Origin of the sequence: Streptomyces sp. NPDC050263 (assembly GCF_040655955.1) — a bacterium.
Classification (GTDB): Bacteria; Actinomycetota; Actinomycetes; order Streptomycetales; family Streptomycetaceae; genus Streptomyces.
In genome coordinates this window covers 1-21,618 of sequence record NZ_JBFAKW010000069.1, presented here as the reverse complement: position 1 = coordinate 21,618, position 21,618 = coordinate 1, and the positions used below count along the sequence as shown (strand labels likewise).

Annotated in this window: 21 protein-coding genes; 10 read left to right on the top strand and 11 right to left on the bottom strand. The window is 72.1% G+C overall.

Annotated features, from left to right (window positions below; all coding sequences use genetic code 11):
* The first annotated feature begins 60 nt into the window (after positions 1-60).
* Together sucC and sucD are read left to right on the top strand one after the other, a co-directional pair.
* The gene (gene sucC / locus AB0J04_RS27425) at positions 61-1,239 is read left to right on the top strand and encodes an ADP-forming succinate--CoA ligase subunit beta (RefSeq protein WP_363171219.1); all 1,179 of its coding nucleotides are present in this window, start codon (positions 61-63) and stop codon (positions 1,237-1,239) included.
* Between the two features lie 21 nt (positions 1,240-1,260).
* Positions 1,261-2,148, top strand: coding sequence for a succinate--CoA ligase subunit alpha (gene sucD, locus AB0J04_RS27420; RefSeq protein ID WP_363171218.1), 888 nt, complete (start codon positions 1,261-1,263; stop codon positions 2,146-2,148).
* A gap of 127 nt (positions 2,149-2,275) precedes the next feature.
* On the opposite strand, the gene AB0J04_RS27415 is transcribed toward sucD, so the two are convergent.
* A complete protein-coding gene (locus AB0J04_RS27415; RefSeq protein ID WP_363171217.1) occupies positions 2,276-3,448 on the bottom strand; it encodes a helix-turn-helix domain-containing protein in 1,173 nt (390 codons plus the stop codon).
* Positions 3,449-3,561: 113 nt separating this feature from the next.
* On the opposite strand from AB0J04_RS27415, the gene AB0J04_RS27410 reads away from it, so the two are divergent.
* Positions 3,562-5,244 (top strand): DUF6350 family protein, encoded by a 1,683-nt coding sequence (locus AB0J04_RS27410; protein ID WP_363171242.1) that lies wholly within the window; start codon positions 3,562-3,564, stop codon positions 5,242-5,244.
* A 52-nt stretch (positions 5,245-5,296) separates the two neighbouring features.
* Here AB0J04_RS27410 and AB0J04_RS27405 read toward each other — a convergent pair whose 3' ends face one another.
* Positions 5,297-6,070 carry a hypothetical protein gene (locus tag AB0J04_RS27405; protein WP_363171216.1) on the bottom strand — a complete coding sequence of 258 codons (774 nt, stop codon included), beginning with the start codon at positions 6,068-6,070 and terminating at the stop codon, positions 5,297-5,299.
* Between the two features lie 335 nt (positions 6,071-6,405).
* On the opposite strand from AB0J04_RS27405, the gene purN reads away from it, so the two are divergent.
* Entirely contained in the window at positions 6,406-7,035 is a 630-nt protein-coding gene (gene purN, locus AB0J04_RS27400; RefSeq protein WP_363171215.1) for a phosphoribosylglycinamide formyltransferase, read from the top strand.
* Positions 7,032-8,615 carry a bifunctional phosphoribosylaminoimidazolecarboxamide formyltransferase/IMP cyclohydrolase gene (purH, locus tag AB0J04_RS27395; protein WP_363171214.1) on the top strand — a complete coding sequence of 528 codons (1,584 nt, stop codon included), beginning with the start codon at positions 7,032-7,034 and terminating at the stop codon, positions 8,613-8,615. The genes purN and purH overlap by 4 nt, the downstream gene beginning before the upstream one ends.
* Positions 8,616-8,666: 51 nt before the next feature.
* Here purH and AB0J04_RS27390 read toward each other — a convergent pair whose 3' ends face one another.
* The 9 genes from AB0J04_RS27390 to AB0J04_RS27350 all read right to left on the bottom strand — a co-directional run bounded on the left by AB0J04_RS27390 (position 8,667) and on the right by AB0J04_RS27350 (position 16,737).
* Positions 8,667-9,089 carry a hypothetical protein gene (locus AB0J04_RS27390; protein WP_363171213.1) on the bottom strand — a complete coding sequence of 141 codons (423 nt, stop codon included), beginning with the start codon at positions 9,087-9,089 and terminating at the stop codon, positions 8,667-8,669.
* Positions 9,090-9,134: 45 nt separating this feature from the next.
* A complete protein-coding gene (locus AB0J04_RS27385; RefSeq protein ID WP_363171212.1) occupies positions 9,135-9,536 on the bottom strand; it encodes a hypothetical protein in 402 nt (133 codons plus the stop codon).
* Positions 9,537-9,698: 162 nt separating this feature from the next.
* Positions 9,699-11,120: a protein kinase gene (locus AB0J04_RS27380; protein WP_363171211.1), complete on the bottom strand. Its 1,422-nt coding sequence runs from the start codon at positions 11,118-11,120 to the stop codon at positions 9,699-9,701.
* Entirely contained in the window at positions 11,117-11,878 is a 762-nt protein-coding gene (locus AB0J04_RS27375; protein WP_363171210.1) for an FHA domain-containing protein, read from the bottom strand. The genes AB0J04_RS27380 and AB0J04_RS27375 overlap by 4 nt, the downstream gene beginning before the upstream one ends.
* 197 nt (positions 11,879-12,075) lie before the next feature.
* Positions 12,076-12,525 (bottom strand): peptidase inhibitor family I36 protein, encoded by a 450-nt coding sequence (locus AB0J04_RS27370; RefSeq protein WP_363171209.1) that lies wholly within the window; start codon positions 12,523-12,525, stop codon positions 12,076-12,078.
* A gap of 70 nt (positions 12,526-12,595) precedes the next feature.
* A complete protein-coding gene (locus AB0J04_RS27365) occupies positions 12,596-13,504 on the bottom strand; it encodes a hypothetical protein (protein ID WP_363171208.1) in 909 nt (302 codons plus the stop codon).
* 109 nt (positions 13,505-13,613) lie between these two features.
* Positions 13,614-15,182 (bottom strand): protein kinase, encoded by a 1,569-nt coding sequence (locus tag AB0J04_RS27360; RefSeq protein WP_363171207.1) that lies wholly within the window; start codon positions 15,180-15,182, stop codon positions 13,614-13,616.
* On the bottom strand, positions 15,179-15,910 hold the full coding sequence (locus tag AB0J04_RS27355) for an FHA domain-containing protein (RefSeq protein ID WP_363171206.1): 732 nt from the start codon (positions 15,908-15,910) through the stop codon (positions 15,179-15,181). Before AB0J04_RS27355 ends, AB0J04_RS27360 begins: the two co-directional genes overlap by 4 nt.
* 200 nt (positions 15,911-16,110) lie before the next feature.
* A complete protein-coding gene (locus tag AB0J04_RS27350) occupies positions 16,111-16,737 on the bottom strand; it encodes a hypothetical protein (RefSeq protein WP_363171205.1) in 627 nt (208 codons plus the stop codon).
* Positions 16,738-17,044: 307 nt separating this feature from the next.
* Between AB0J04_RS27350 and AB0J04_RS27345 the strand changes: the two genes are divergently transcribed.
* The 5 genes from AB0J04_RS27345 to AB0J04_RS27325 all read left to right on the top strand — a co-directional run bounded on the left by AB0J04_RS27345 (position 17,045) and on the right by AB0J04_RS27325 (position 21,528).
* Positions 17,045-17,899: a bifunctional methylenetetrahydrofolate dehydrogenase/methenyltetrahydrofolate cyclohydrolase gene (locus tag AB0J04_RS27345; protein ID WP_363171204.1), complete on the top strand. Its 855-nt coding sequence runs from the start codon at positions 17,045-17,047 to the stop codon at positions 17,897-17,899.
* The gene (locus AB0J04_RS27340; protein ID WP_363171203.1) at positions 17,889-18,377 is read left to right on the top strand and encodes a DUF3017 domain-containing protein; all 489 of its coding nucleotides are present in this window, start codon (positions 17,889-17,891) and stop codon (positions 18,375-18,377) included. The genes AB0J04_RS27345 and AB0J04_RS27340 overlap by 11 nt, the downstream gene beginning before the upstream one ends.
* A 226-nt stretch (positions 18,378-18,603) precedes the next feature.
* A complete protein-coding gene (locus AB0J04_RS27335; RefSeq protein WP_363171202.1) occupies positions 18,604-19,062 on the top strand; it encodes a helix-turn-helix transcriptional regulator in 459 nt (152 codons plus the stop codon).
* Between the two features lie 139 nt (positions 19,063-19,201).
* A complete protein-coding gene (locus AB0J04_RS27330) occupies positions 19,202-20,164 on the top strand; it encodes a DUF2690 domain-containing protein (protein WP_363171201.1) in 963 nt (320 codons plus the stop codon).
* Positions 20,165-20,538: 374 nt separating this feature from the next.
* Complete coding sequence (locus AB0J04_RS27325) at positions 20,539-21,528, top strand: malate dehydrogenase (protein WP_363171200.1); 990 nt, start codon at positions 20,539-20,541, stop codon at positions 21,526-21,528.
* The last annotated feature ends 90 nt before the right edge of the window (positions 21,529-21,618 follow it).

The window sequence follows — 21,618 nt, the reverse complement described above, 5'->3', positions numbered from 1 at the left end:
CCTTCGCGGCACGCCCACGCATCCAACGAACCGCGAGATCACTGATAGGGACGGAAGCGCGTGGACCTGTTCGAGTACCAGGCGAGGGACCTCTTCGCCAAGCACGATGTACCGGTGCTGGCCGGTGAAGTCATCGACACGCCTGAGGCGGCCCGCGCAGCCACCGAGCGTCTTGGTGGCAAGTCCGTCGTCAAGGCCCAGGTGAAGGTCGGCGGCCGTGGCAAGGCCGGTGGCGTGAAGCTCGCCGCCACCCCGGACGAGGCCGTCGCCCGCGCGACGGACATCCTCGGCATGGACATCAAGGGCCACACGGTCCACAAGGTGATGATCGCCGAGACGGCCCCGGAGATCCTGGAGGAGTACTACGTCTCCTTCCTCCTCGACCGTGCCAACCGCACCTTCCTCTCCATCGCGTCCGTCGAGGGCGGCATGGAGATCGAGGAGGTGGCGGCCACCCGTCCGGAGGCCGTCGCCAAGACGCCGATCGACGCGAACGTGGGCGTGACCCCCGAGGTCGCGCGCCAGATCGTCCAGGCCGCGAACTTCCCGGCCGAGGTCGCCGACAAGGTTGAGAACGTCCTGGTCACCCTGTGGAAGACCTTCATCGAAGAGGACGCGCTCCTCGTCGAGGTCAACCCGCTGGCCAAGGTCGCCTCCGGCGAGGTCATCGCCCTCGACGGCAAGGTCTCGCTGGACGAGAACGCCGAGTTCCGCCAGCCGGACCACGAGGCGCTCGTCGACCACGCGTCGGCGAACCCCCTCGAGGCCGCCGCCAAGGAGAAGAACCTCAACTACGTCAAGCTCGACGGCGAGGTCGGCATCATCGGCAACGGCGCGGGTCTCGTCATGAGCACCCTGGACGTCGTCGCGTACGCCGGTGAGAACCACGGCGGCGTGAAGCCGGCCAACTTCCTCGACATCGGCGGCGGCGCGTCCGCCCAGGTGATGGCGAACGGCCTGGAGATCATCCTCGGCGACCCGGACGTCAAGTCCGTGTTCGTCAACGTCTTCGGCGGCATCACCGCCTGTGACGAGGTCGCCAACGGCATCGTCCAGGCCCTGGAGCTTCTCAAGTCCAAGGGCGAGGAAGTCACCAAGCCGCTGGTCGTCCGACTGGACGGCAACAACGCCGAGCTGGGTCGCAAGATCCTCTCCGACGCCAACCACCCGCTGGTCCAGCGCGTGGACACCATGGACGGCGCGGCCGACAAGGCCGCCGAGCTCGCGGCTGCGAAGTAAGGAAGAGGGACTCAGACAGCCATGGCTATCTTCCTCAACAAGGACTCCAAGGTCATCGTCCAGGGCATGACCGGCTCCACGGGCATGAAGCACACCAAGCTCATGCTCGCCGACGGCACCAACATCGTCGGTGGCGTGAACCCGCGCAAGGCGGGCACGTCCGTCGACGTCGACGGCACCGAGATCCCGGTCTTCGGCACGGTCGCCGAGGCGATCGAGAAGACGGGCGCGAACGTGTCCGTCCTCTTCGTGCCGCCGGCCTTCGCCAAGGCCGCCGTGGTCGAGGCGATCGACGCCGAGATCCCGCTCGCGGTCGTCATCACCGAGGGCATCGCCGTCCACGACTCGGCCGCGTTCTACGCGTACGCCGTGTCGCAGGGCGACAAGACCCGGATCATCGGCCCGAACTGCCCCGGTCTCATCACCCCGGGCCAGTCGAACGCCGGCATCATCCCGGGCGACATCACCAAGCCGGGCCGCATCGGCCTGGTCTCGAAGTCCGGCACGCTCACGTACCAGATGATGTACGAGCTGCGTGACATCGGCTTCTCGTCGGCCGTCGGCATCGGTGGCGACCCGATCATCGGCACCACGCACATCGACGCGCTCGCCGCGTTCGAGGCCGACCCCGACACCGACCTCATCGTGATGATCGGTGAGATCGGCGGCGACGCCGAGGAGCGGGCCGCGGCCTTCATCAAGGACAACGTGAAGAAGCCGGTCGTCGGCTACGTCGCGGGCTTCACCGCGCCCGAGGGCAAGACCATGGGCCACGCCGGCGCCATCGTCTCCGGCTCCTCCGGCACGGCCGCCGCGAAGAAGGAGGCCCTCGAGGCCGCCGGCGTCAAGGTCGGCAAGACGCCGACCGAGACGGCGAAGCTGGCGCGCGAGATCCTCGCGGCCGGCTGACCTTCCCGGATTTCCCAGCCGGTCGCCCGGCTGAACACCGTTGGGCCCGACCCCGCAGCGAGCGGGGCGGGCCCAACGGTGTTTTCGCGGGCCAGCGTCAGCTTCAGCGGCAGCTTCAGGTTCAGTTTCAGCGGCCTTCTGGGAGGAGCCGTTCGGGGCCGGGCTGGGTCTCGGCCCGCAGCTTCGCGCGGAGGTTCAGTTCCGCGTTCGAAAGGGTGCCCGGGGCCGCTCGGGGCGGGACTCCCTGCACGGTCTCGCCGGGCGGCACCGGGGGCTCGTACCGGGTGGGGGCCGTGCGCGCGGTCAGCGCCGTCGCGCCGATGATCGCGATCGTGAACGCGATCGCCGCCCTGGTCCAGAAGCGGGCCCGCCGTTCGCTGCCCAGCCGCACGACGGTCGACTTGGCCGCCCGCAGCCGCTCGGCGGACGCCACCTCCGCCAGCCGCCGGTGGAGCTCGACGGGGTCCGCCAGGTCGGGCAGCCGCGAGGCGACCACCTCGCGCGCGTGCAGCAGCCGGTTCGCCGCCGCCGGCGTGCTCGCCTCCGTCTCGGCCGCGGTCTCCGGCAGGTCGAGGCCGACACCGTCGTAGAGGAGGAGGGTGCGGCGCTGCGGCGCGGGCAGGGTCAGCAGCACGTCGAGCAGCGCGCGGTCGGAGGCGTCGGCCGGGGGCGGTTCCGGGTGGCGGTAGCGGGGGCGGAACCGGTGCCAGGGGGAGAGGGCGAACTCGTATGCGGTCGCCCGCACCCAGCCCGCCGGGTCGCGGTCGACGGCCACCTCGGGCCAGCGCTGCCAGGCCAGCTGGAAGGCCCATTCGACCGACTCGCGCGCCAGTTCGCGGCGGCCGGAGAGCAGATAGGCCTGCCGGACGAGGGCGGGGGCGCAGAAGGCGTAGAGCGCGTCGAAGGCCTGAGCGGGTGTCAGGGGAGCGCCGGAGGGAGGGGGCGCGGGGGCGTCGGCCCGGGGTGCGAGGGGCGCGAGGGATGCGACGGGTGGGACAGGTGGGACAGGTACGGGGGGTGTGGCGGGTGCGAGGGGTGTGACGGGTTGCAGTTCGAGGGTGGAGGTGAGGGCCTGGTTGTTCGTCACCTTGTCCGCCTTGTTCAGCGATGCCAGCAGTTTCGCGTACGCCTCCCGCTCGGGGCCGCGCGGTGCCGTGCGGCCGGACTCCCACGCGCGCACCGTCTCCCGGGCGACGCCCACCCGCGCGGCGACCTGAGCCTGCGTCAACGAGGCTGCCTCGCGCAGGCGTCGGCGTTCCTTGGGCGACGGAAGCGGGGGGACCGGGCGCGGCTGCGTCACAGGATGTCCCTTCGCGCGAAAAAGTGCATAAGCGTATATTGAGCGACACAGCGGAAGTTCGCCTGTTACGACGGGAAAGCGCGTGTCGTTGGGACCATGACTTCGTGATCCAGATGACCGCTCGCCGACTGTCGCTGTCGCCCCTGCTCACCCGGATGCGCGACCGCTCGCCCGGACTCGCCGCCGGCCTCCTGGGCGGGGTGCTCGCGGCCGGGCTGGGGCTCGGCGCGTTCGCCGTGCTCGTGATGGTGCTGTGGATCAGCTCCCCGTATCCGGACAGCGGCCCCGGCGGTGCGCTGCACGTCGCCGCCGCGCTCTGGCTGCTGGCCCACGGCGCGGAACTGGTGCGCGTCGACACGCTGTACGGGGCCCCGGCCCCCGTCGGCGTCCCACCGCTGCTGCTGCTCGCGCTGCCGGTGTGGCTGGTGCGCCGCGCCGCACGGGACGCGGTGGACGGGGGCGGCGCGTGCGGGCTGCTCGTGAGCGCCCGCACGGCGTGGGCGGGCGTCGTGCTCGGCTACCTCGCCGTCGGCTCGGGCGTCGCCTGCTACGCGGCCGCCGGTGGTGCGCTGCGGCCCTCATGGGCGTGGACGGCGGTGTCGGTGCCCGCGGTTGCCGTGCTGGCGGCCGGGGCGGGGGTCTGGTCGGCCTACGGCGGTCCGCGCGGGCCTGTGGACAGCGCGCTGCTGGTGCTGCCGCGCGGGATGCGGCGGCTGCTTCTCGAGGAGGACGGCCGTGCGCGGCTCGGGGTCGCCGGGCGGGCGTCGGGGGCCGGGGCGGCGGTGCTCGTCGGGGGCGGGGCGTTGCTGGTGGCGGCCTCCTCGGTGTGGCACGCGGACGCGGCACGGGAGGCGTTCCTCCGGCTGACGGAGGGGTGGTCGGGACGGTTCGCGGTGCTGTTGCTGTGCGTGGCGCTGGTGCCCAACGCGGCGGTGTGGGGTGCGGCGTACGCGCTCGGGCCGGGGTTCGTCCTCGGGGCCGGGCATGTCGTGGCGCCGCTGTCCGCCGACCTGGCGCCGCTGCTGCCGCCGTTTCCGCTGCTGGCGGCGGTGCCGGAAGCGGGGGGCGGGACCGCGTTGAACTGGGCGGCGGGGGCGGTGCCGCTGGTCGCCGGGGTGACGGTCGGGCTGTTCGTGGCCCGGGCGGAGGGAGCGGCGGGGGGCTGGTCGGGGAGGAGGACTGCGGAGGCCGTCGCGGTGGCGGGGGTGGTGTGCGGGGCGCTGATGGCAGGGCTCGCGGGGTTGGCCGGCGGGCCGCTGGGGGTTGCCGCGTTGGCCCGGTTCGGGCCGGTGTGGTGGCAGGTGGGGGGTGCGGTGCTGTTGTGGATCGTGGGGGTGGGGGTGCCGGTGGCTGCGGGGGTGCGGGGGTGGCGGGGGCGTGGAAGGCGTGGAGGGCGTGGGGCTCGGAAGGGGTGGAGGGGCTGGTGGAGGCGCGGGGCGAAGGAGGAGCAGGGGGTGCCGGCGATGGCGGTGGAGTCGGAGCCGGAGTCGGAGCTGTATGACTTCGCTCCCCTTGAGCCCTTCGCCGCAGAGCCCGCACCCGCACCCGGGCCCGCACCCGCACCCGGGCCCGCACCCGCACCCGGGCCCGCACCCGCACCCGGGCCCGCACCTGCTCCCGTACCCGGGCCCCTGTCCGCGCCCGCGCCCGCGGTACCCGCATTGCCTGAAGCGCCTGCCGAGCCTGCGGACCCCGTGCTCCCCGCGCTCCCCGTGGACCCGGTGCGGCACGGGGATGCGGGCCGGGAGGCTCGGTGGGCCGCGCTGCGGGAGGCGGGGGAGGACGGGCCGGGCTGAAGGGCCCCGTCCTCGAACCCCCCTCAGGCGGAACCCCGGACGGGCTGGAAGATCAGGCGTTCGCGCCCAGGATGCCCTTCAGCTCCTTCGGCAGCAGGTCGTCGCACGACTGCTTCGCCTCGTTCGTCAGGGCGTCGTTCGTGCAGGTGTAGTAGTCGCTGTAGACCAGCTGCGCGGTGAAGCTCGCGGCGACCAGGGCCAGGGCCAGGGACGCGGTGACCAGGCCGCTGACGGCGGCGGTCCGCTGGGGGCGGCCGCCGGTCTCGGGGGTGGGCGCGTTGTCCGGGTCCGGCGTGCGGGGCTTGGCGCGCAGGGCGCCGATACCCCAGTTCAGGGCCAGCGCGCCCAGCAGCAGAGCCACGTACGGCCAGCCGAAGAGGGCGAAGAAGAACGCCCACATGCCGCAGAGCAGGGCGTAGCGCGCGCGGCGCTGGGCGGGGTCCGTGGGGTCCCAGCGCTTGCCGGGGTCGGTGTTGCCGGGGCCGCCGCCCTCGGGGCTGCCGCCGCCGGGGCGCTCGCCGAAGCCGTCGGGGGAGCGGCCGGGCTGCTGGTTGCTCCAGTGGCTGCCCCACGGGGAACGCCCGCCCTCGGGGGAGCCGCCCGCCGGGCGCCGGGGCTGCCACGGGCGGTCCGGGGCGCCCTCCGGCGGCGGGGCGAAGGGGTTGTCGTCCTCGGGAGGCGTGGGGGGCGTGCCGTCCCCCGTGCTGTCGCCCGACGGGGCGTCCGGCGGAGAGGTTGGGCGCTCCCGCAGCAGCACGGCGCCGCGCTCCCCTCCCTGCGGTGACTGCGGGGGGAGCGTGAGGAGTCGCAGACTGCGGTCCGGCATCAAATGAGCGTCTTCCCTTAGGAGGTACGACTGTCTGGAGTGAGCTGTCACTTCGGAAACGCACCGCACTGCCACCGCGTTCCCGATCCGGCTCGCCGCAGACGCTACCTTCCGGCCACGCCCCCGTCCCGTGGGGGCTGCCTCGTGTGCCGGTATCGTTGCTGACGGTCGGCTGCTTCGTAGGCTTCCCCGTATCCGGGGGCGCGATGCATTCGTATGAACGTACAAGTGGCGAACGTGCGAGTGGCAACGTGTCAACGGTCGACGGGTCAGCTGTGAGTGACGCGGGGCGGACCGGCATTGCACACACGTTTCCCCGAGAAAGGGCCCCCGCCGTGGCCGCCAAGCCCGTGGCCAAGCGCCTCGTCGTGCTGGTCTCCGGATCCGGTACGAACCTTCAGGCACTGCTGGACGCCGTCGGAGCCGCCGGCGTCGAGGCCTACGGAGCCGAGATCGTGGCCGTCGGGGCCGATCGTGACGGCATCGAGGGACTGGCCCGTGCCGAGCGGGCCGGGATTCCCACCTTCGTGCGCCGCGTCAAGGACTACGGGAGCCGGGAGGAGTGGGACGCCGCTCTTGCCGAGGCGGTGGCCGAGCACGAGCCCGACCTCGTCGTGTCCGCCGGGTTCATGAAGATCGTGGGGAAGCGGTTCCTGGCGCGGTTCGGGGGGCGGATCGTCAACACGCATCCCGCGCTGCTGCCGAGTTTTCCCGGGACCCACGGCGTGCGTGACGCGCTCGCGTACGGCGCGCGGGTCACCGGCTGCACCGTCCACTTCGTCGACGACGGCGTCGACACCGGGCCGATCATCGCCCAGGGCGTGGTCGAGATCCGGGACGAGGACGACGAGAGCGCTCTGCACGAGCGCATCAAGGAAGTCGAGCGAAGGCTGCTCGTCGAGGTCGTGGGGCGGCTCGCCCGCAACGGCTATCGCATTGAGGGACGAAAGGTAGTTATCCAGTGACCGCCGACAGCACTGTCACGGCCGAGAGCAGCAAGCGGGGCATCCGTCGCGCGCTCGTCAGCGTCTACGACAAGACCGGTCTGGAAGAGCTCGCGCGCGGGCTGCACGAGGCGGGCGTGGAGCTCGTCTCCACCGGGTCCACCGCCTCCCGCATCGCCGCCGCCGGCGTCCCCGTCACCAAGGTCGAGGAGCTCACCGGCTTCCCCGAGTGCCTGGACGGCCGGGTCAAGACCCTGCACCCCAAGGTGCACGCCGGCATCCTCGCCGACCTGCGGCTGGAGAGCCACCGCGAGCAGCTCGCCGAGCTGGGCGTCGAGCCGTTCGACCTGGTCGTCGTCAACCTCTACCCGTTCCGCGAGACCGTCGCCTCGGGCGCCTCGCCCGACAGTTGCGTCGAGCAGATCGACATCGGTGGGCCGTCCATGGTGCGCGCCGCCGCCAAGAACCACCCGTCGGTGGCCGTCGTCACCAGCCCGGCGCGGTACGCCGACGTCCTCGTGGCCGTGCAGGACGGCGGGTTCGACCTCGCCGCCCGCAAGCGGCTCGCCGCCCAGGCCTTCCAGCACACCGCCGCCTACGACGTGGCCGTCGCCTCCTGGTTCGCCTCCTCCTACGCGCCCGTGGACGAGTCGCAGTTCCCCGACTTCCTCGGCGCCACCTGGGAGCGCAGGAGCACCCTGCGCTACGGCGAGAACCCGCACCAGCCCGCCGCGCTCTACGTCGACGGCAGCGGCGCCGGTCTCGCCGAGGCCGAGCAGCTGCACGGCAAGGAGATGTCGTACAACAACTACACGGACACGGACGCCGCGCACCGTGCCGCGTACGACCACGCCGAGCCGGCCGTCGCGATCATCAAGCACGCCAACCCGTGCGGGATCGCCGTCGGCGCGGACGTCGCCGAGGCGCACCGCAAGGCACACGCGTGTGACCCGCTGTCGGCGTTCGGCGGCGTGATCGCCGTCAACCGGCCGGTCAGCAAGGAGATGGCGGAGCAGGTCGCCGAGATCTTCACCGAGGTCATCGTCGCGCCCGACTACGAGGAGGGCGCCCTCGAAGCCCTCGCCAAGAAGAAGAACATCCGGGTGCTGAAGGCGCCGCAGGGCCCGTCCGGCCAGGTCGAGCTCAAGCCCGTCGGCGGCGGCGCGCTGCTCCAGGTCACCGACCGGCTCCAGGCAGACGGCGACGACGCGGCCCACTGGACCCTCGCGGCCGGCGAGGCGCTGAGCGCCGCGGAGCTGAGCGAGCTGTCCTTCGCCTGGAAGGCGTGCCGGGCCGTGAAGTCCAACGCCATCCTGCTCGCCAAGGACGGCGCCTCGGTCGGCGTCGGCATGGGGCAGGTCAACCGGGTCGACTCGGCGAAGCTGGCCGTCGAGCGGGCGGGCGAGGAGCGGGCGCGCGGCTCGTACGCCGCCTCCGACGCGTTCTTCCCGTTCCCGGACGGGCTGGAGGTCCTGCTCGAGGCGGGCGTGAAGGCCGTCGTGCAGCCGGGCGGTTCGGTCCGTGACGAACTGGTCGTCGAGGCCGCGAAGAAGGCGGGCGTGACGATGTACTTCACGGGGACGCGGCACTTCTTCCACTGACCCGTACCGAGCTGGGGCCCGCCGGTCACGAACCGGCGGGCCCTGGCCCGGTCAGTGGGCGAGGTCGCCCTTGAACACGTTGCTGCCGAAGTCCATGGAGACGCTGTAACTGGTGCTGTCCAGGACATCGGTGGCGATCACGCGCCACTGGTTCAGGTCATTCGCTCTCGTGAAGCTCTTCCAGGAGTTGCACGACGTGCCACCGGAGGACGGGTGGAAACACACCCGCACGTACAACGGGTTGGCGTTGCCCCACTGGGTGATCCTCAGGTTGATGTCGTTGCACCGAGAAGTGGTGGTGTACGGCCCGAACCGGTGTTCAGCCTCGTCCTGCTTCAGGTCGAAGGTCCGGCTGATCGCGCCCCCGTAGCAGGTCGCGGCCGCCGCGGGCGACGCCCCGCCGATGGTGAGCGCGCCGGCCGCCATGACGATTCCACCCGCGGCCGCGGTCAGTCGCTTCGCCGTCGTCCTCATGTCTGCTTCCCCTCCGGTCGATTGTGGAACGGTCCGACGGCCTGCTCAGGCGGCCCGGTAGGCCTGCACCCACGAGTTGTTCTCGAACAGGAGCCTGTACCGGGTGCCGTCCAGCACGTCGGTGGCGACGACCGTCCAGTCGCTGTCGACCGTCGTGTAGCTGCCCTGGCAGTACGCGGGCGCCGAGCTCGGGTAGAAGCACACCTTGACCTTGCGGTTGGGGGTGATGAGGAGGTTGGCGATCTTGACGTTGATGTCGTTGCAGCGGGAGGTCGTGGCGTACGTGCCGGAGCTGGGGTAGTAGTAGTTCTCGCCGGAGAAGTAGCTCGCGCCGTCGTAGCAGGTCGCGGCGCTCGCGGAGGTGCTGCTGGCCAACACCCCCGCGCTCGCGAGCGTGAACGCCGCCGTGAGGGTGGCGGCCGCCTTGCGCACCGTGCGTCCGGACATGATGTTTTCCCCCTGTTTGTCGGAAGTCTTGCGCTCTGTGCAGTTGACCGAGCTCAGACTAGGCGGCCTGGCGTCGGAGGGGTCCCTGTAACTTTTCAGGGGGGCTCGGTGCCGCGACGCACGAGCGGTTCCACCGGCCGGCCGCCTTGCGCAGGGCCGCGCTCAGTTCGTGGCCCCGTCCCCGCAGTGTCGGATCAGCTGGTGGGACAAGGGGGCGTACGTGCCCGCCAGGTTGCCCTGGGCGTGCTGGGACGTGCAGCCGGTGCGCAGGCGGCTGTTGGGGCGCGTGAGGTCCGCGCCGACGGGGGTGTAGTCGCGGCCCCGGTAGTAGGCGACGCCGCCCATGCCCGTCGACTCGTCGCCGTTGTAGAAGATCGACCTGACCGGGCGGTCGGCGGTCCACCCGCAGACCCTCTCGCCCGACAGCCAGTCGGGGTCGCTCTCCTCCCACGCGCACATCTCGCCGTTGCCGTTCTGCTCGCTGAAGAAGCAGACGGACGGGTACGGGCAGCGGTGATAGCCGTACGACGGCCCCTCGTCCCGCAGGGTCGCGTACGTCACCGTCACCGCCCCGGCCAGGAGTGCCGCGGCGACCGCGGTGACCAGGACGGGGCGGCGCCATCTGCGCGGGCGCAGCCGGGGCAGGCGGGCGGAGCGGGTGACGCCCGCCGCCTCCTCCACGCGGCGCAGGAGCGTGGCGGTGTCGTGGGCGATCCGGTCCTGGTGGGTGCGGGACAGGCAGTCGGTGACGATCTGCCGCCAGGCGGCGGGGAGTCGGGGCGAGAGACGTAGTTCCTCCGCGCCCCGGGCGTAGCGCATCGCCGCGTCGCTGCGGGCCTCGGCCGTGGCGCCGGGCAACGGGTACGAGCCGGTGAGGACCACGTGCGCCAGGACCCCGTAGGCCCAGACGTCGGTGGTGGGGCGGATACGGGTGCCGCGTTCGCTGACCTCGGGCCACAGGAGTTCGGGCGGGGTGTAGTCCGAGGTGGCGAAGGAGGAGGAGTAGGCGTGGGTGCCTTCGAGCTCCGCGGCCGTGTTGAAGTCGGCCAGGCGTACCGAACCGTCCTTCATCAGCAGGACGTTGCCCGGCTTGAGGTCACCGTGGATCCAGCCGGCGCGGTGCAACTGGCTCAGGCCCTCACACACCTGGGCGAGGACCGCGGAGCCGGAACCGGGGGACGGATCCTGGTCGAGTACGGCGTCCAGGGAGCTTTCGGCCCGCTCCAGTACGAGGACGGTGGCGCCGTCGAGTTCGGGGTGGTCCGGGTCCTCGACGGTGAGGGTCTCGTGCATGCGGATCAGCCGGGGCGCCCGCAGCCGTTTGAGTAACTCGACCTCACGCTCGGCCAGTTCACGCAGGTGGTGGAGCTGGCGAGGGGTGCGGGTGCCGGTGGGCAGGAACTTCAGTGCCGCGATCGGCGGCAGTCCGGTGCCGGGCAGGGCGTTGCCGGCCGCGTACACGGTCGCGAAGGCGCCGGACGCAAGGGGCTCGCGCACCTCCCAGCGGCCGACCCGGTAGCCCTTCGGGACGGGCACGGCGTGGGACTCGTAGGGCTCGTGGGAGCTGTGCGATCGCCCGGTCACCGGACCGCACCGCTCGTGGTCCGGGTGAGCACCACAAGGTCGTCCTCGCGGACGAGGTCGAACCGGAGCGCCAGGGAGACCAGCGACTCCTTCTTGCCGTTGAGGCGCTGGCCGGGCTCTGCCGCGTCCGGGCCGGGCCGCAGACGCAGCTTGACCACGAGGTAGTCGACGTTCCAGTACACGGCGGAGCGGCTGACCGTGGGCCAGACGGGCCGTAATCGGTCCACCAGCTGCTCCACGGCGGGCAGCGGGGCGTGCGGTTCGCCGCGCAGGCGGGGTTCGCACAGGGCGGCCAGGACCGCGAAGTACCGCTTGGTGCGGTCGAGGGAGAACGCAGGAACGGTGCGGTCTCCGGACAGCCCGTGGCGGGCGACGCTGCGGAAGGAGTGGCGTGGCGCCCAGACGTCGAAGGCGAGCAGATCGCCCGCGGCGGGCAGGACGACGCGCGAGAACTCGAACGGCACGGGCGCATCCTGCCGGCCCGGCGCCACCTTGACGTGTTCGCCCGCGCCCTCCGGGTTCTCCACCACGTAGGTCTGGTCCTCGCTGTGGTTGCTCAGCAGCCAGAAGGTGTGGTGTGCCGTGATCTTACCGGCGGCCCGGGGCACGCCCTCGTGTGCGATGACGAGGCCGCCGCAGTCGGTCCCGGCCCTGCCGAATGCCAGTCGTTCGCCGGCGCCGAGTCTTATCTGCCCGCCCGTGCTGTTCTGTCCGCCCGCGCCGGAGCACGGTGGCGGTACGACGATGAGGCTGTACATGGAGTCGTCCCCTCCTCCGACAGCGTGGGGGCGTGCCCCCACGCCCGACGAAGGGCAGGGTAAGCGAGGGTCCGTGCAGAAAGCGAAGCCTCCCCGGCTTCGGCGGGGCGAGACATGAGGCGGGCGGTCCGGCATGGTGCCGGGCCGCCCGCCTCTCGTTCGGTGGGCCTGATCGGGTCAGATCAGGTCACGTCACGTCACATCAGGAAGGCTCCGCAGGCGCTGGCGACGACCCACTGGTGCGAGGTGATCGCGTCGTTCACGTTGACGCCGTTGGTGAACGCGTTGTCGGTCAGGTTGTCGGCGTACAGCTCGCCCGGCTTGAGGCAGGCGTGGCCGCCGCCGTAGTTGATGTCCTGGTAGAACGCGACGACGTCCCGGCCGCCGGTGTAACCGCGGTTCATGACGGACGTGGCCTTGTCGCTGGAGGCGCCCCAGTAGGTGCTGTTCCCGGGCGTTTCGATGAGCAGGGCGCCCTGACAGTCCAGGTCCTGCCAGGCGTACATGTTGCCGTTGCGCGGACCCCACTTGCTGTCGCAGCCGGGGCCGGCGACGGCGGACTCGGCCGCCTGAGCGGTCGCGGTGGGCACGACGACGCCCAGAGCGGTGAGCGCGACGAGCGCTGCCGTGACGGTGAACTTGCGCATGGTGTTTCCCCTCGTAGGTGGTGGTGCCTTGCGGGTGGTGCGTGGGCGGCGCCCGTCTGGGGCGCGGTGGTCAGCCGCGCTCCGGAACGACGTGCACCGCCCGGTCGTAGGCCTGCCGACCGAGACGTCGATACGCGTCGACGTCCTTGCCGTACCGGTCGCGCAGGCGGTCCTGGTAGTACGTCTCCCGGGCCGTGGCCACGGCCCGCAGGGAGGTCTCGCGGGCGCAGGTCGCGTCCGCGACGGCGGTTCTCCGCTCGGCGGCGAACGCCTCGTCGGCGCGGGCCGCGCCCAGCCGGGCGGTGGCGGTCCGGACGGCGTCACGGGCCGCCTGGGGGTCCTTGTAGGGCTGTCCCGCGGCCTTCATGCACCGGGACCAGGCCCCCACCGCGGCCGTGAGCTCACGGTCCTCCATGAGCTGTTCGCCGTAGAGCGAGTTGAGGCCCGTGGCGATCTTGCCGGTGCGGAACCATTCGGCCGGATCGCCGTAGAGCTCGCGTTCGGCCTCCCCCGTGCAGCCGCCGAGGCGCTTGCGGATCTCCCCGCCGCCCGGCAGCGCCGCGGTGAGCACGCGGGTGCCGGCGCCGCCGTCGAGCGCCTCGTCGAAGGCGGTGCGGCGGGCGGCGGACAGGCCCTGCCGGTACGCGGCGATGGGATTGCGCAGGTGCAGTCGCTCCTGCTCCGCGTCGATCCGGCCGCCGTAGCCGTAGGTCCGTGCCCAGGCCACGTCGTCCTGCACGTACCGCACCGGTTTGCTCTCACGCAGGGTCAGGGTGCGGTCCTCCCAGTACGTGAAGCCGTGACGCTTCATGCACCGGGAGGTCAGCCGCTGCTGCGCGTCGCTGATCCGGAGCTCCTGCTGCCAGGTCAGCGGCGCCGGCCGGGTCCCCCGTTCGGCGTCCGAGCCGGTGCCGCATCCGGTCGCGACGGCCCCCGTCACCGCCGCGACCGCACACAGCGAAGCGAGAACACGCTTCATGGGACGTACCCCCGTTTCCCCCGTGGTTTCCCGGACGCCGCCCGTTCCCGGTGCGGCACTCACACCATCGGGCACGCGACGGGGGAGAGGTACCTCGGAACTCTCAGGGTCACTTCCGGCCCGGGGGCGTGTACTCCTTGAGGTAGTGGGCGACCTGGTCCGCGTAGGCGCGCTGCTCCGGGGGGACGCCGTCCGCCTTGTTCACGACGTCCCACGAGGTGCGGTAGGCGGCGGCGACCAGGACACGCCGGTCGCCGGCGAGGTCGGCGTCCAGACGCGGGGCGATCCAGCACAGGTAGCGGCCCATGGCCGGGACGGACTCGGCCGGCGGGAAGGGAGGCGAGGGGACGGCCTCCCCGGGGGTGCCGTCGGCGTTCATCCACCAGCGCAGCACGCTCGGGGTCCAGCGGGCGATCCCGTACTCGTTCTTGTCGGGGTCGGCGAGGTCCGGGTCGAAGTCGCTCTCCACCTTCAGCATCGCGGCGATCAGGGAAGGGCTGACGGAGTCGTGGTCGCAGTCGTGCGCCGTCTCGACGATCAGCAGCCGGTACGCGGCCGGCACGCCCTTGTCGGTGCGCAGGTCCGCCGCGCCGTACTGCGCGGCGGCGCTCACCGTTGCGCTCCCACCGCCCTTGCCGTCGCCGGAGTCGAGGAGGTCGTCGGCCCACACGCTGGCGCCGTAGCCCAGCGCGACGGTCACCAGGAGGCCGGCCAGGATCGTCGTACGGCGGGACGGTCGGCGGGTGAGCAGCCGTGGCCGGCCGCCGCCGGGTGGGGTGGCGGTGGTCGTCTCGACGCGGCGCAGCAGGGCGTCCGTGCCGATGCGGTCGGCGTGCGTGCGGGCCAGACAGGCGCGGACGATCTCCCGCCAGGCGTCCGGGAGTTCGGGGGACAGCCGCAGTTCGGCGGCGGCGCGCGCGTAGGAGACGGCCGCGTCGCGGCGGGCCGTCGGCGTGCCGCCGGGCAGCGGGAAGGAGCCGGTCAGGACGAGATGGGCGAGGACGCCGAAGGCCCAGACGTCGGCGGAGGGGCGGATCCGGCGGCCGCGTTCGCCGATCTCGGCCCACAGCAGCTCGGGCGGGGTGTAGTCGGGGGTGGAGAAAGCCGGGGTGTAGGCGTGGGTGCCCTCCAGTTCGGCGGCCATGTTGAAGTCGGCGAGCCGGGCCGAACCGTCCTTCATCAGCAGGACGTTGGCCGGTTTCAGATCGCCGTGCACCCAGCCCGCCCGGTGCAACTGGGCCAGCCCGGCGCAGATCTGGGTGAGCAGAGCCGGGCCTGGGGCGGGCGTCGGGTCGCGCTTCAGCAGCGCGGCCAGCGAGTCGTCGGCCTTCTCCAGCACCAGCACGGTCGCGCCGTCGAGTTCGGGGCGGGACGGGTCGTCCACGGTGAGGGTCTCGTAGAGGCGGATGAGGCGCGGGCTGCTCAGCCGGCTCAGCAACTCCACCTCACGCTCGGCCAGTTCACGCAGATGGGCGAGCTGGCGGGGGGTGTGGGTGCCGGTGGGCAGGAACTTGAGCGCGGCGGACTTCGGCACATCGCCGTCATGGGTCGCCGTGCCGTCGGCGGGTCGCCGGGCGGCGTAGACGCTGCCGAACGCCCCGGTCGCGATCGGCTCCCGCACCTCCCACCGGCCGACCCGGTAGCCCGTGGGAACCCGGACCGCGTACGGCTCGGTCACCGCACCGCCGCCCGGCCGGTCGACAGCAGGACGAGGTCGTCCTCGCGCACCAGGTCGAAGCGGAGCGCCAGCGACACCAGGGACTCCTTCTTGCCGTTGAGCCGCGGGCCCGGATCGGCCGTGTCGGGGCCGGGCTTGAGGCGCAGCTTGACGGCCAGGTAGTCGATGTTCCACTGCACGGAGGTGCGGGAGGCGGCGGGCCAGCCGGGACGCAGCCGGGCGACGACCTGGTCGACGGTGGGCAGCGGGGCGTGCGGCTCGCCGCGCAGCCGGGGCTCGCACAGGGCGGCCAGGACCGCGAAGTAGCGCTTGGTGCGGTCCAGGGAGAACGCGGGCGCGGTGGTGGCGCCGTCCAGGCCCGACGACGTGCCCAGGTAGTCGTGGCGCGGCGCCCACACCTCGAGGGTGAGCAGGTCGCCCGCCGCGGGCAGCACGATCCGGGCGAACTCGAAGGGGACGGGCGCGTCCAGGCGCCCGGGCCCGACCTTGATGTGCTCGCCGGCGCCCTCCGGGTTCTCCACCACGTAGGTCTGTTCGCGGCTGAAATTGCTGAGTATCCAGAACGCGCCCTGCGCGGTGATCTCACCGGCCCGCCGGGAGACCCCCTCGTGCCGGATCGCCAGGTCGTTGTCGTGCGCCGACCGTCCGAAGGCCAGCCGCTCACCGGGGGCCAGCCGAAGCCGCCCGGGCTCATGCGTTCCCGGAGGTACGACGATGATGCTGTACACGGTGTGTCACCCCGTCCCCACCTGCTCCTACGGCATCAGGGTGGGCGACGGGACAGGGCCGTGTCACGGCGTGACACGGCCCTTGCGAGGAATGGCGCGAAGACGCCGCTCCGATGATCTTTCCCTTGCTCTGTTCCGACCGATCCCGACCGGCTCGGCACCTTGAGGACGCATCAGGGCCTGGCTGCGACAGTGCGCGGTCAGTACCGGGGACGGCTGAACCAGGCCGCACCGGACGGGGCGATCATCGCCGCCGCCATGATGCCGCCGAAGCCGATCCACAGCAGCGCCCACACCAGCCCGGCGGAGGAGCCGGCGTCGGCGGCGCCGATCAGGATGAGGAAGCCGAAGAGGGCGCCGAGGATGCCGTAGATCATCGTCGTGATGCGGATGCCCTGGCCGCCGCGGCTGAACTTGACGCCCAGCGTGATCGACAGGCCGGCCAGGCCGAGGAAGAGCAGCGCGAGGACGAGAATGACGCCGGCTCCGGCCTGGCCGATGTCGGAGAAGTCGTTGCTGCCGAAGGTGTCCTCGCCCGCGTTGGACACGTCGTTGAGCGTGGCGGCGCTGAAGACGGCGATGATGCCGATGATGATCTGCACGGCCGCGACGATGTAGAGCAGCACCCGCGCGGTGACCATCAGACCGGGCATGGTCTGCGGGAGCATGTTGCCCCCCGGGTAACCGGGGTAGGCCGGCTGCTGCGGGAATCCGTACCCCTGCGGCGGGGGTCCTGCCGGGGGTTGCTGGGGGTAGCCGTAGCCGGGAGCGGTCGGCGGCTGCTGGGGCGGCGGGCCGTAGGGGTTGTTCGGGTCGCCGAAACTCATGGCGGTCCTTCCTCCGTGATGCACTCGAGTGCGGGGACGCGCGGTCTGGCTCGGAGGAAAGTTCTACAGATGCGGTTCGTCCCCCCGGTACTGCCCGCGGCACTGTGGCGTCAATCGTTCTGCAATGGCCGGTTTGTTGTCCAGCCGCATTCCGCGGCATTCCCCATGTGTTGTGCAAGTGCAACATCGTCGATCACATCGCCGATCGCATCCGCACACGTCAGCCTCGGCGCCCGCGTCACCTGGACAGGTCTTGAGGGATCACCCGGATTGGAACCCGGGGGCCGTCATCCGGGAGGATGGGCGCATGACCGCCCAGATTCTCGATGGCAAGGCAACCGCAGCCGAGATCAAGTCCGAGCTGGCCGCCCGCGTGGCGGTGCTGAAGGCGAAGGGCGTGACGCCCGGACTCGGCACGATCCTCGTCGGCACCGACCCCGGCAGCCAGAAGTACGTCGCCGGCAAGCACCGTGACTGCGCCGAGGTCGGCATCGCGTCCATCCAGCGCGAACTGCCCGGCACGGCCACCCAGGAGGAGATCGAGGCGGTCGTCCGGGAGTTGAACGACGACCCCGCCTGCACCGGCTACATCGTCCAGCTCCCGCTGCCCAAGGGCATCGACGAGAACCGGATCCTGGAGCTGATGGACCCGGCCAAGGACGCCGACGGCCTGCACCCGATGAACCTCGGCCGGCTCGTCCTGGGCGAGCCCGCGCCGCTGCCCTGCACCCCCAACGGCGTGCTCACGCTGCTGCGCCGGTACGGCGTCGAGATCAAGGGCGCCGAGGTCGTCGTCGTCGGCCGCGGGGTCACCATCGGCCGCCCGATGCCGCTGCTGCTGACCCGGCGCAGCGAGAACGCCACGGTGACCCAGTGCCACACCGGCACCCGGGACCTCTCGGCGCACCTGAAGCGGGCGGACGTCATCGTCGCCGCCGCCGGTTCCGCCCACCTGGTCCGGGCCGAGGACGTCAAGCCGGGCGCGGCCGTCCTCGACGTCGGCGTCTCGCGGGGCGCGGACGGCAAGATCGTGGGCGACGTCCACCCGGACGTCCGCGAGGTGGCCGGCTGGATCTCCCCGAACCCCGGCGGCGTCGGCCCGATGACCCGTGCCCAGCTGCTCGTCAACGTGGTCGAGGCGGCGGAGCGCAGTGCCGGCTGAGAACACCCCCGCAGAGGGCGTCCCCGCGGAGGGCGACGAGATCGAGGTCCGGGACCCCGTCAGCGTCCCGGACGCCGACGGCGTGCCGCGTCGCACCACCCGGCGCTTCCCCAAGTTCACCCGCGACACCGCGCGCCCCGAGGGCGCCGGCCGGGCCGCGCCCGGTGACGCGCTGGCCGCCCGGCAGTGGCCGATCATCGCGGTCCTGGGCGTCGTCGCCGTCGGTCTGCTGGTGACCGCGCTCGACGTGTTCCGGATCGGCACCATCCTGATCGGCGTCGGGCTGCTGCTCGGCGCGGTGCTGCGCTGGCTGCTGCCGGGCGTCGGCATGCTCGCCGTGCGCTCCCGCTTCACCGACATCGTGACCTACGGTGTGCTGGGCACGGCGATCGTCCTGCTGGCGCTGATGGCACAGCCCGACCCGTGGCTGCAGATCCCGTTCCTGAAGGACACCCTGCACTACACGGTGAGCAGCTGAACGCACGCGTGCGGCGGCCCGTCCTCATCCCCCGAGAAGGACGGGCCGCCGACGCGCTCCACGCTCCTGCATGGTGAACGCCCTGTTCAACAGCTGTCCGGACGCTGTGGCACGGAAGTGACCGTTCCGCTACGGTGTGCGCTCCCCGCCACAGCCGTCCGTGCCACGGGAACCGTCCGGCCGCCCCGGATCGTCCCCTCAACGGATCGAAGGAGAGGTGGGCGGGATGGGCGCCTGGCAGCCGCTGCCGGACGGGCTGCCGTCGGAGGTACGGCACTTCGTGGAACAGTTGCGGCAGCTCAAGGACGGTACGGGCCTCAGCCTGGCCGCGCTCGGCGCGCGTACCGCGTACAGCAAGTCCTCCTGGCAGCGGTACCTCAACGGCGTCCAGCCGCCGCCCCGGCAGGCCGTCGCCGCGCTGTGCAGGGTCGCGGGGCTGGCCGGCACGGAGGCCGAACGGCACGTCGTGCGCTGGGAGCTGGCGGTCGAGGCCTGGCCGCGACCGGCGGCGGCGAGTCCGGCCGACGCGTACGAGGACGATCCGACGGTCCCCTGGTGGGACCGCCTGGAGGAGCCCGCGCCGCAGCCGACGTCCCGGCCGGCCGGACGCCTCCTCCTCTACGCGGTCCTGCTTCTGCTCGCCCTGCTGCTCACGGCCGTCGGCGGAGCGCTCGCCTTCGGCTGACGCAGGCCGGCATACATCTGGATACGTTCACGTCGATACGTTCATGTCGATACGTTGACAGTTCGGGGATCTGTCCCGAATCGTCTGTGCATCGGGTCTAACGTGGCCAATGGGGGACTTGGCGGAGGGAGGGGGTTCGATGCCTCGCTGGAGGGCCCTGCCGGACGAACTCGACCCGCAGGTACGGGAGTTCGTCGAGCAGTTGCGGAGGGTCGTGGACCGCACGGGACTGAGCGTCGCGGCGGTGGCCGACCGTACGGGCTACAGCAAGACGTCCTGGGAGCGGTATCTCAGCGGCCGGCTGCTCGCGCCCAAGGGGGCGATCGTCGCGCTGGCTGAGGTCACGGGCACGCCTCCCATCCATCTGACCACCATGTGGGAACTGGCCGAACGGGCCTGGAGCCGCTCGCAGACGCGGCACGACCGGACCATGGAGGCCGTCCAGATCGCCCAGGCGCGGGCCGCGCTGGGGGAGTTCGGACCACCGCCGCTCGCGACACGGGAGACGCCCGAGACGCGGGAGGGTGCTACGGGGCGCGTCGCGGCGACTTCGGGCACAGCGGGTCCGGCGGGCGGGTCCCCGACGACGCCGTCCGCGCCCGCCGCTGCTGCCGGTTCGCGGGCCGCGCTGTTCCTCGTCGGGGTCGTGGGGGTCGTGATCGTCGTGGTGGGCGCGTTCTTCCTGACCGAGGGCGGGGACCCGAAGCAGGCGGTGGGCACCGCCAGGTCGCCGTCGCCGTCCGCCGGTTCACCGGCCGTGCTGCCCTCCGGGGTGCTGTGCGTCGGCTCCGGCTGCACGGGGCGGGACGCGGAGGAGATGGGGTGCAGCGGCGAACTCGTGGCGACGGCGAAGACCGCGACGGTCGGGACGACCCTGGTCGAGGTCCGCTACAGCAGGACCTGCGGGGCGGCCTGGGGCAGGATCACGCAGGCCGCGCAGGGGGACGAGGTCGGGGTGACCGTCGGCTCGGTCCGGCAGACCGGCAGCATCACCGTCGCCGGCGACACGATCGCGTACACCCCGATGGTGGCGGTGCGGGACGCGGCGGAGGCGAGGGCGTGTGCGGTGCTGGCGTCGGGGCAGCAGGGCTGCACGGGGTGACCCGCTGACCGGTGGCCCGGAAGGAGGCTGGGGAAGCGGCTCGGAGAAAACCGGCGTCCGCAGGAATACCCCCCTCCGCTCCGGGAACGCGAACCGTACCCCCACGGGAGTCCGGTCACGACCCGGTGCCCCCACCACGGCGGCCGTCGGTCACTCCTCTCCCGGACCGGCGGCCGCCGGTCTGTGCCACCGGTCTGTGCCACCGGCCGGTGCCGTCGGTCTGTGGGCCGGGCCACACAACCCCGCGCATCCGAGATCCCGGATGCGCGATAGCCTGACCGCTGGATGGATCTCTTGATACCAAGAGATCGATCATTTGTACGTCCCACCCGGGGCAGGGACGCCCCACCGACAGCTGTCATACGGAGAACGCCATGACCCGCACTCCCGTGAACGTCACCGTCACCGGCGCGGCCGGCCAGATCGGTTACGCCCTGCTCTTCCGCATCGCCTCCGGCCAGCTGCTCGGCGCGGACGTGCCGGTCAAGCTGCGCCTGCTGGAGATCACCCCGGCGCTCAAGGCGGCCGAGGGCACCGCCATGGAGCTCGACGACTGCGCGTTCCCGCTGCTCCAGGGCATCGACATCAGCGACGACCCGAACGTCGCCTTCGACGGCGCCAACGTCGCCCTCCTCGTGGGCGCCCGCCCGCGCACCAAGGGCATGGAGCGCGGTGACCTCCTGGAGGCCAACGGCGGCATCTTCAAGCCGCAGGGCAAGGCCATCAACGACAACGCCGCGGACGACATCAAGGTCCTCGTCGTCGGCAACCCGGCCAACACCAACGCGCTGATCGCCCAGGCCGCCGCGCCGGACGTACCGGCCGAGCGCTTCACCGCGATGACCCGCCTCGACCACAACCGCGCGCTGACCCAGCTCGCGAAGAAGACGGGCTCGACGGTCGCCGACATCAAGCGGCTGACCATCTGGGGCAACCACTCCGCGACGCAGTACCCGGACATCTTCCACGCGACGATCGCCGGCAAGAACGCCGCCGAGGTCGTGAGCGACGAGAAGTGGCTGGCCGAGGACTTCATCCCGACCGTCGCCAAGCGCGGTGCGGCCATCATCGAGGCGCGTGGCGCGTCCTCCGCCGCCTCCGCCGCCAACGCGGCCATCGACCACGTGTACACGTGGGTCAACGGCACCGCGGACGGCGACTGGGCCTCCATGGGCATCCCGTCGGACGGCTCCTACGGCGTCCCGGAGGGCCTGATCTCCTCCTTCCCGGTCACCGCCAAGGACGGCAAGTACGAGATCGTCCAGGGCCTGGACGTCAACGAGTTCTCCCGCGCCCGCATCGACGCCTCCGTCGCCGAACTGGCGGAGGAGCGCGAGGCGGTCCGCGCGCTCGGCCTCATCTAGTGCCGCGGCAGGCAACGTTCGCCCCGTCGCGACGCCCGGCACGCACTCTCGCCGCACCGGCCGAAAGCCCAAGTACGTCCAGTACGAGGA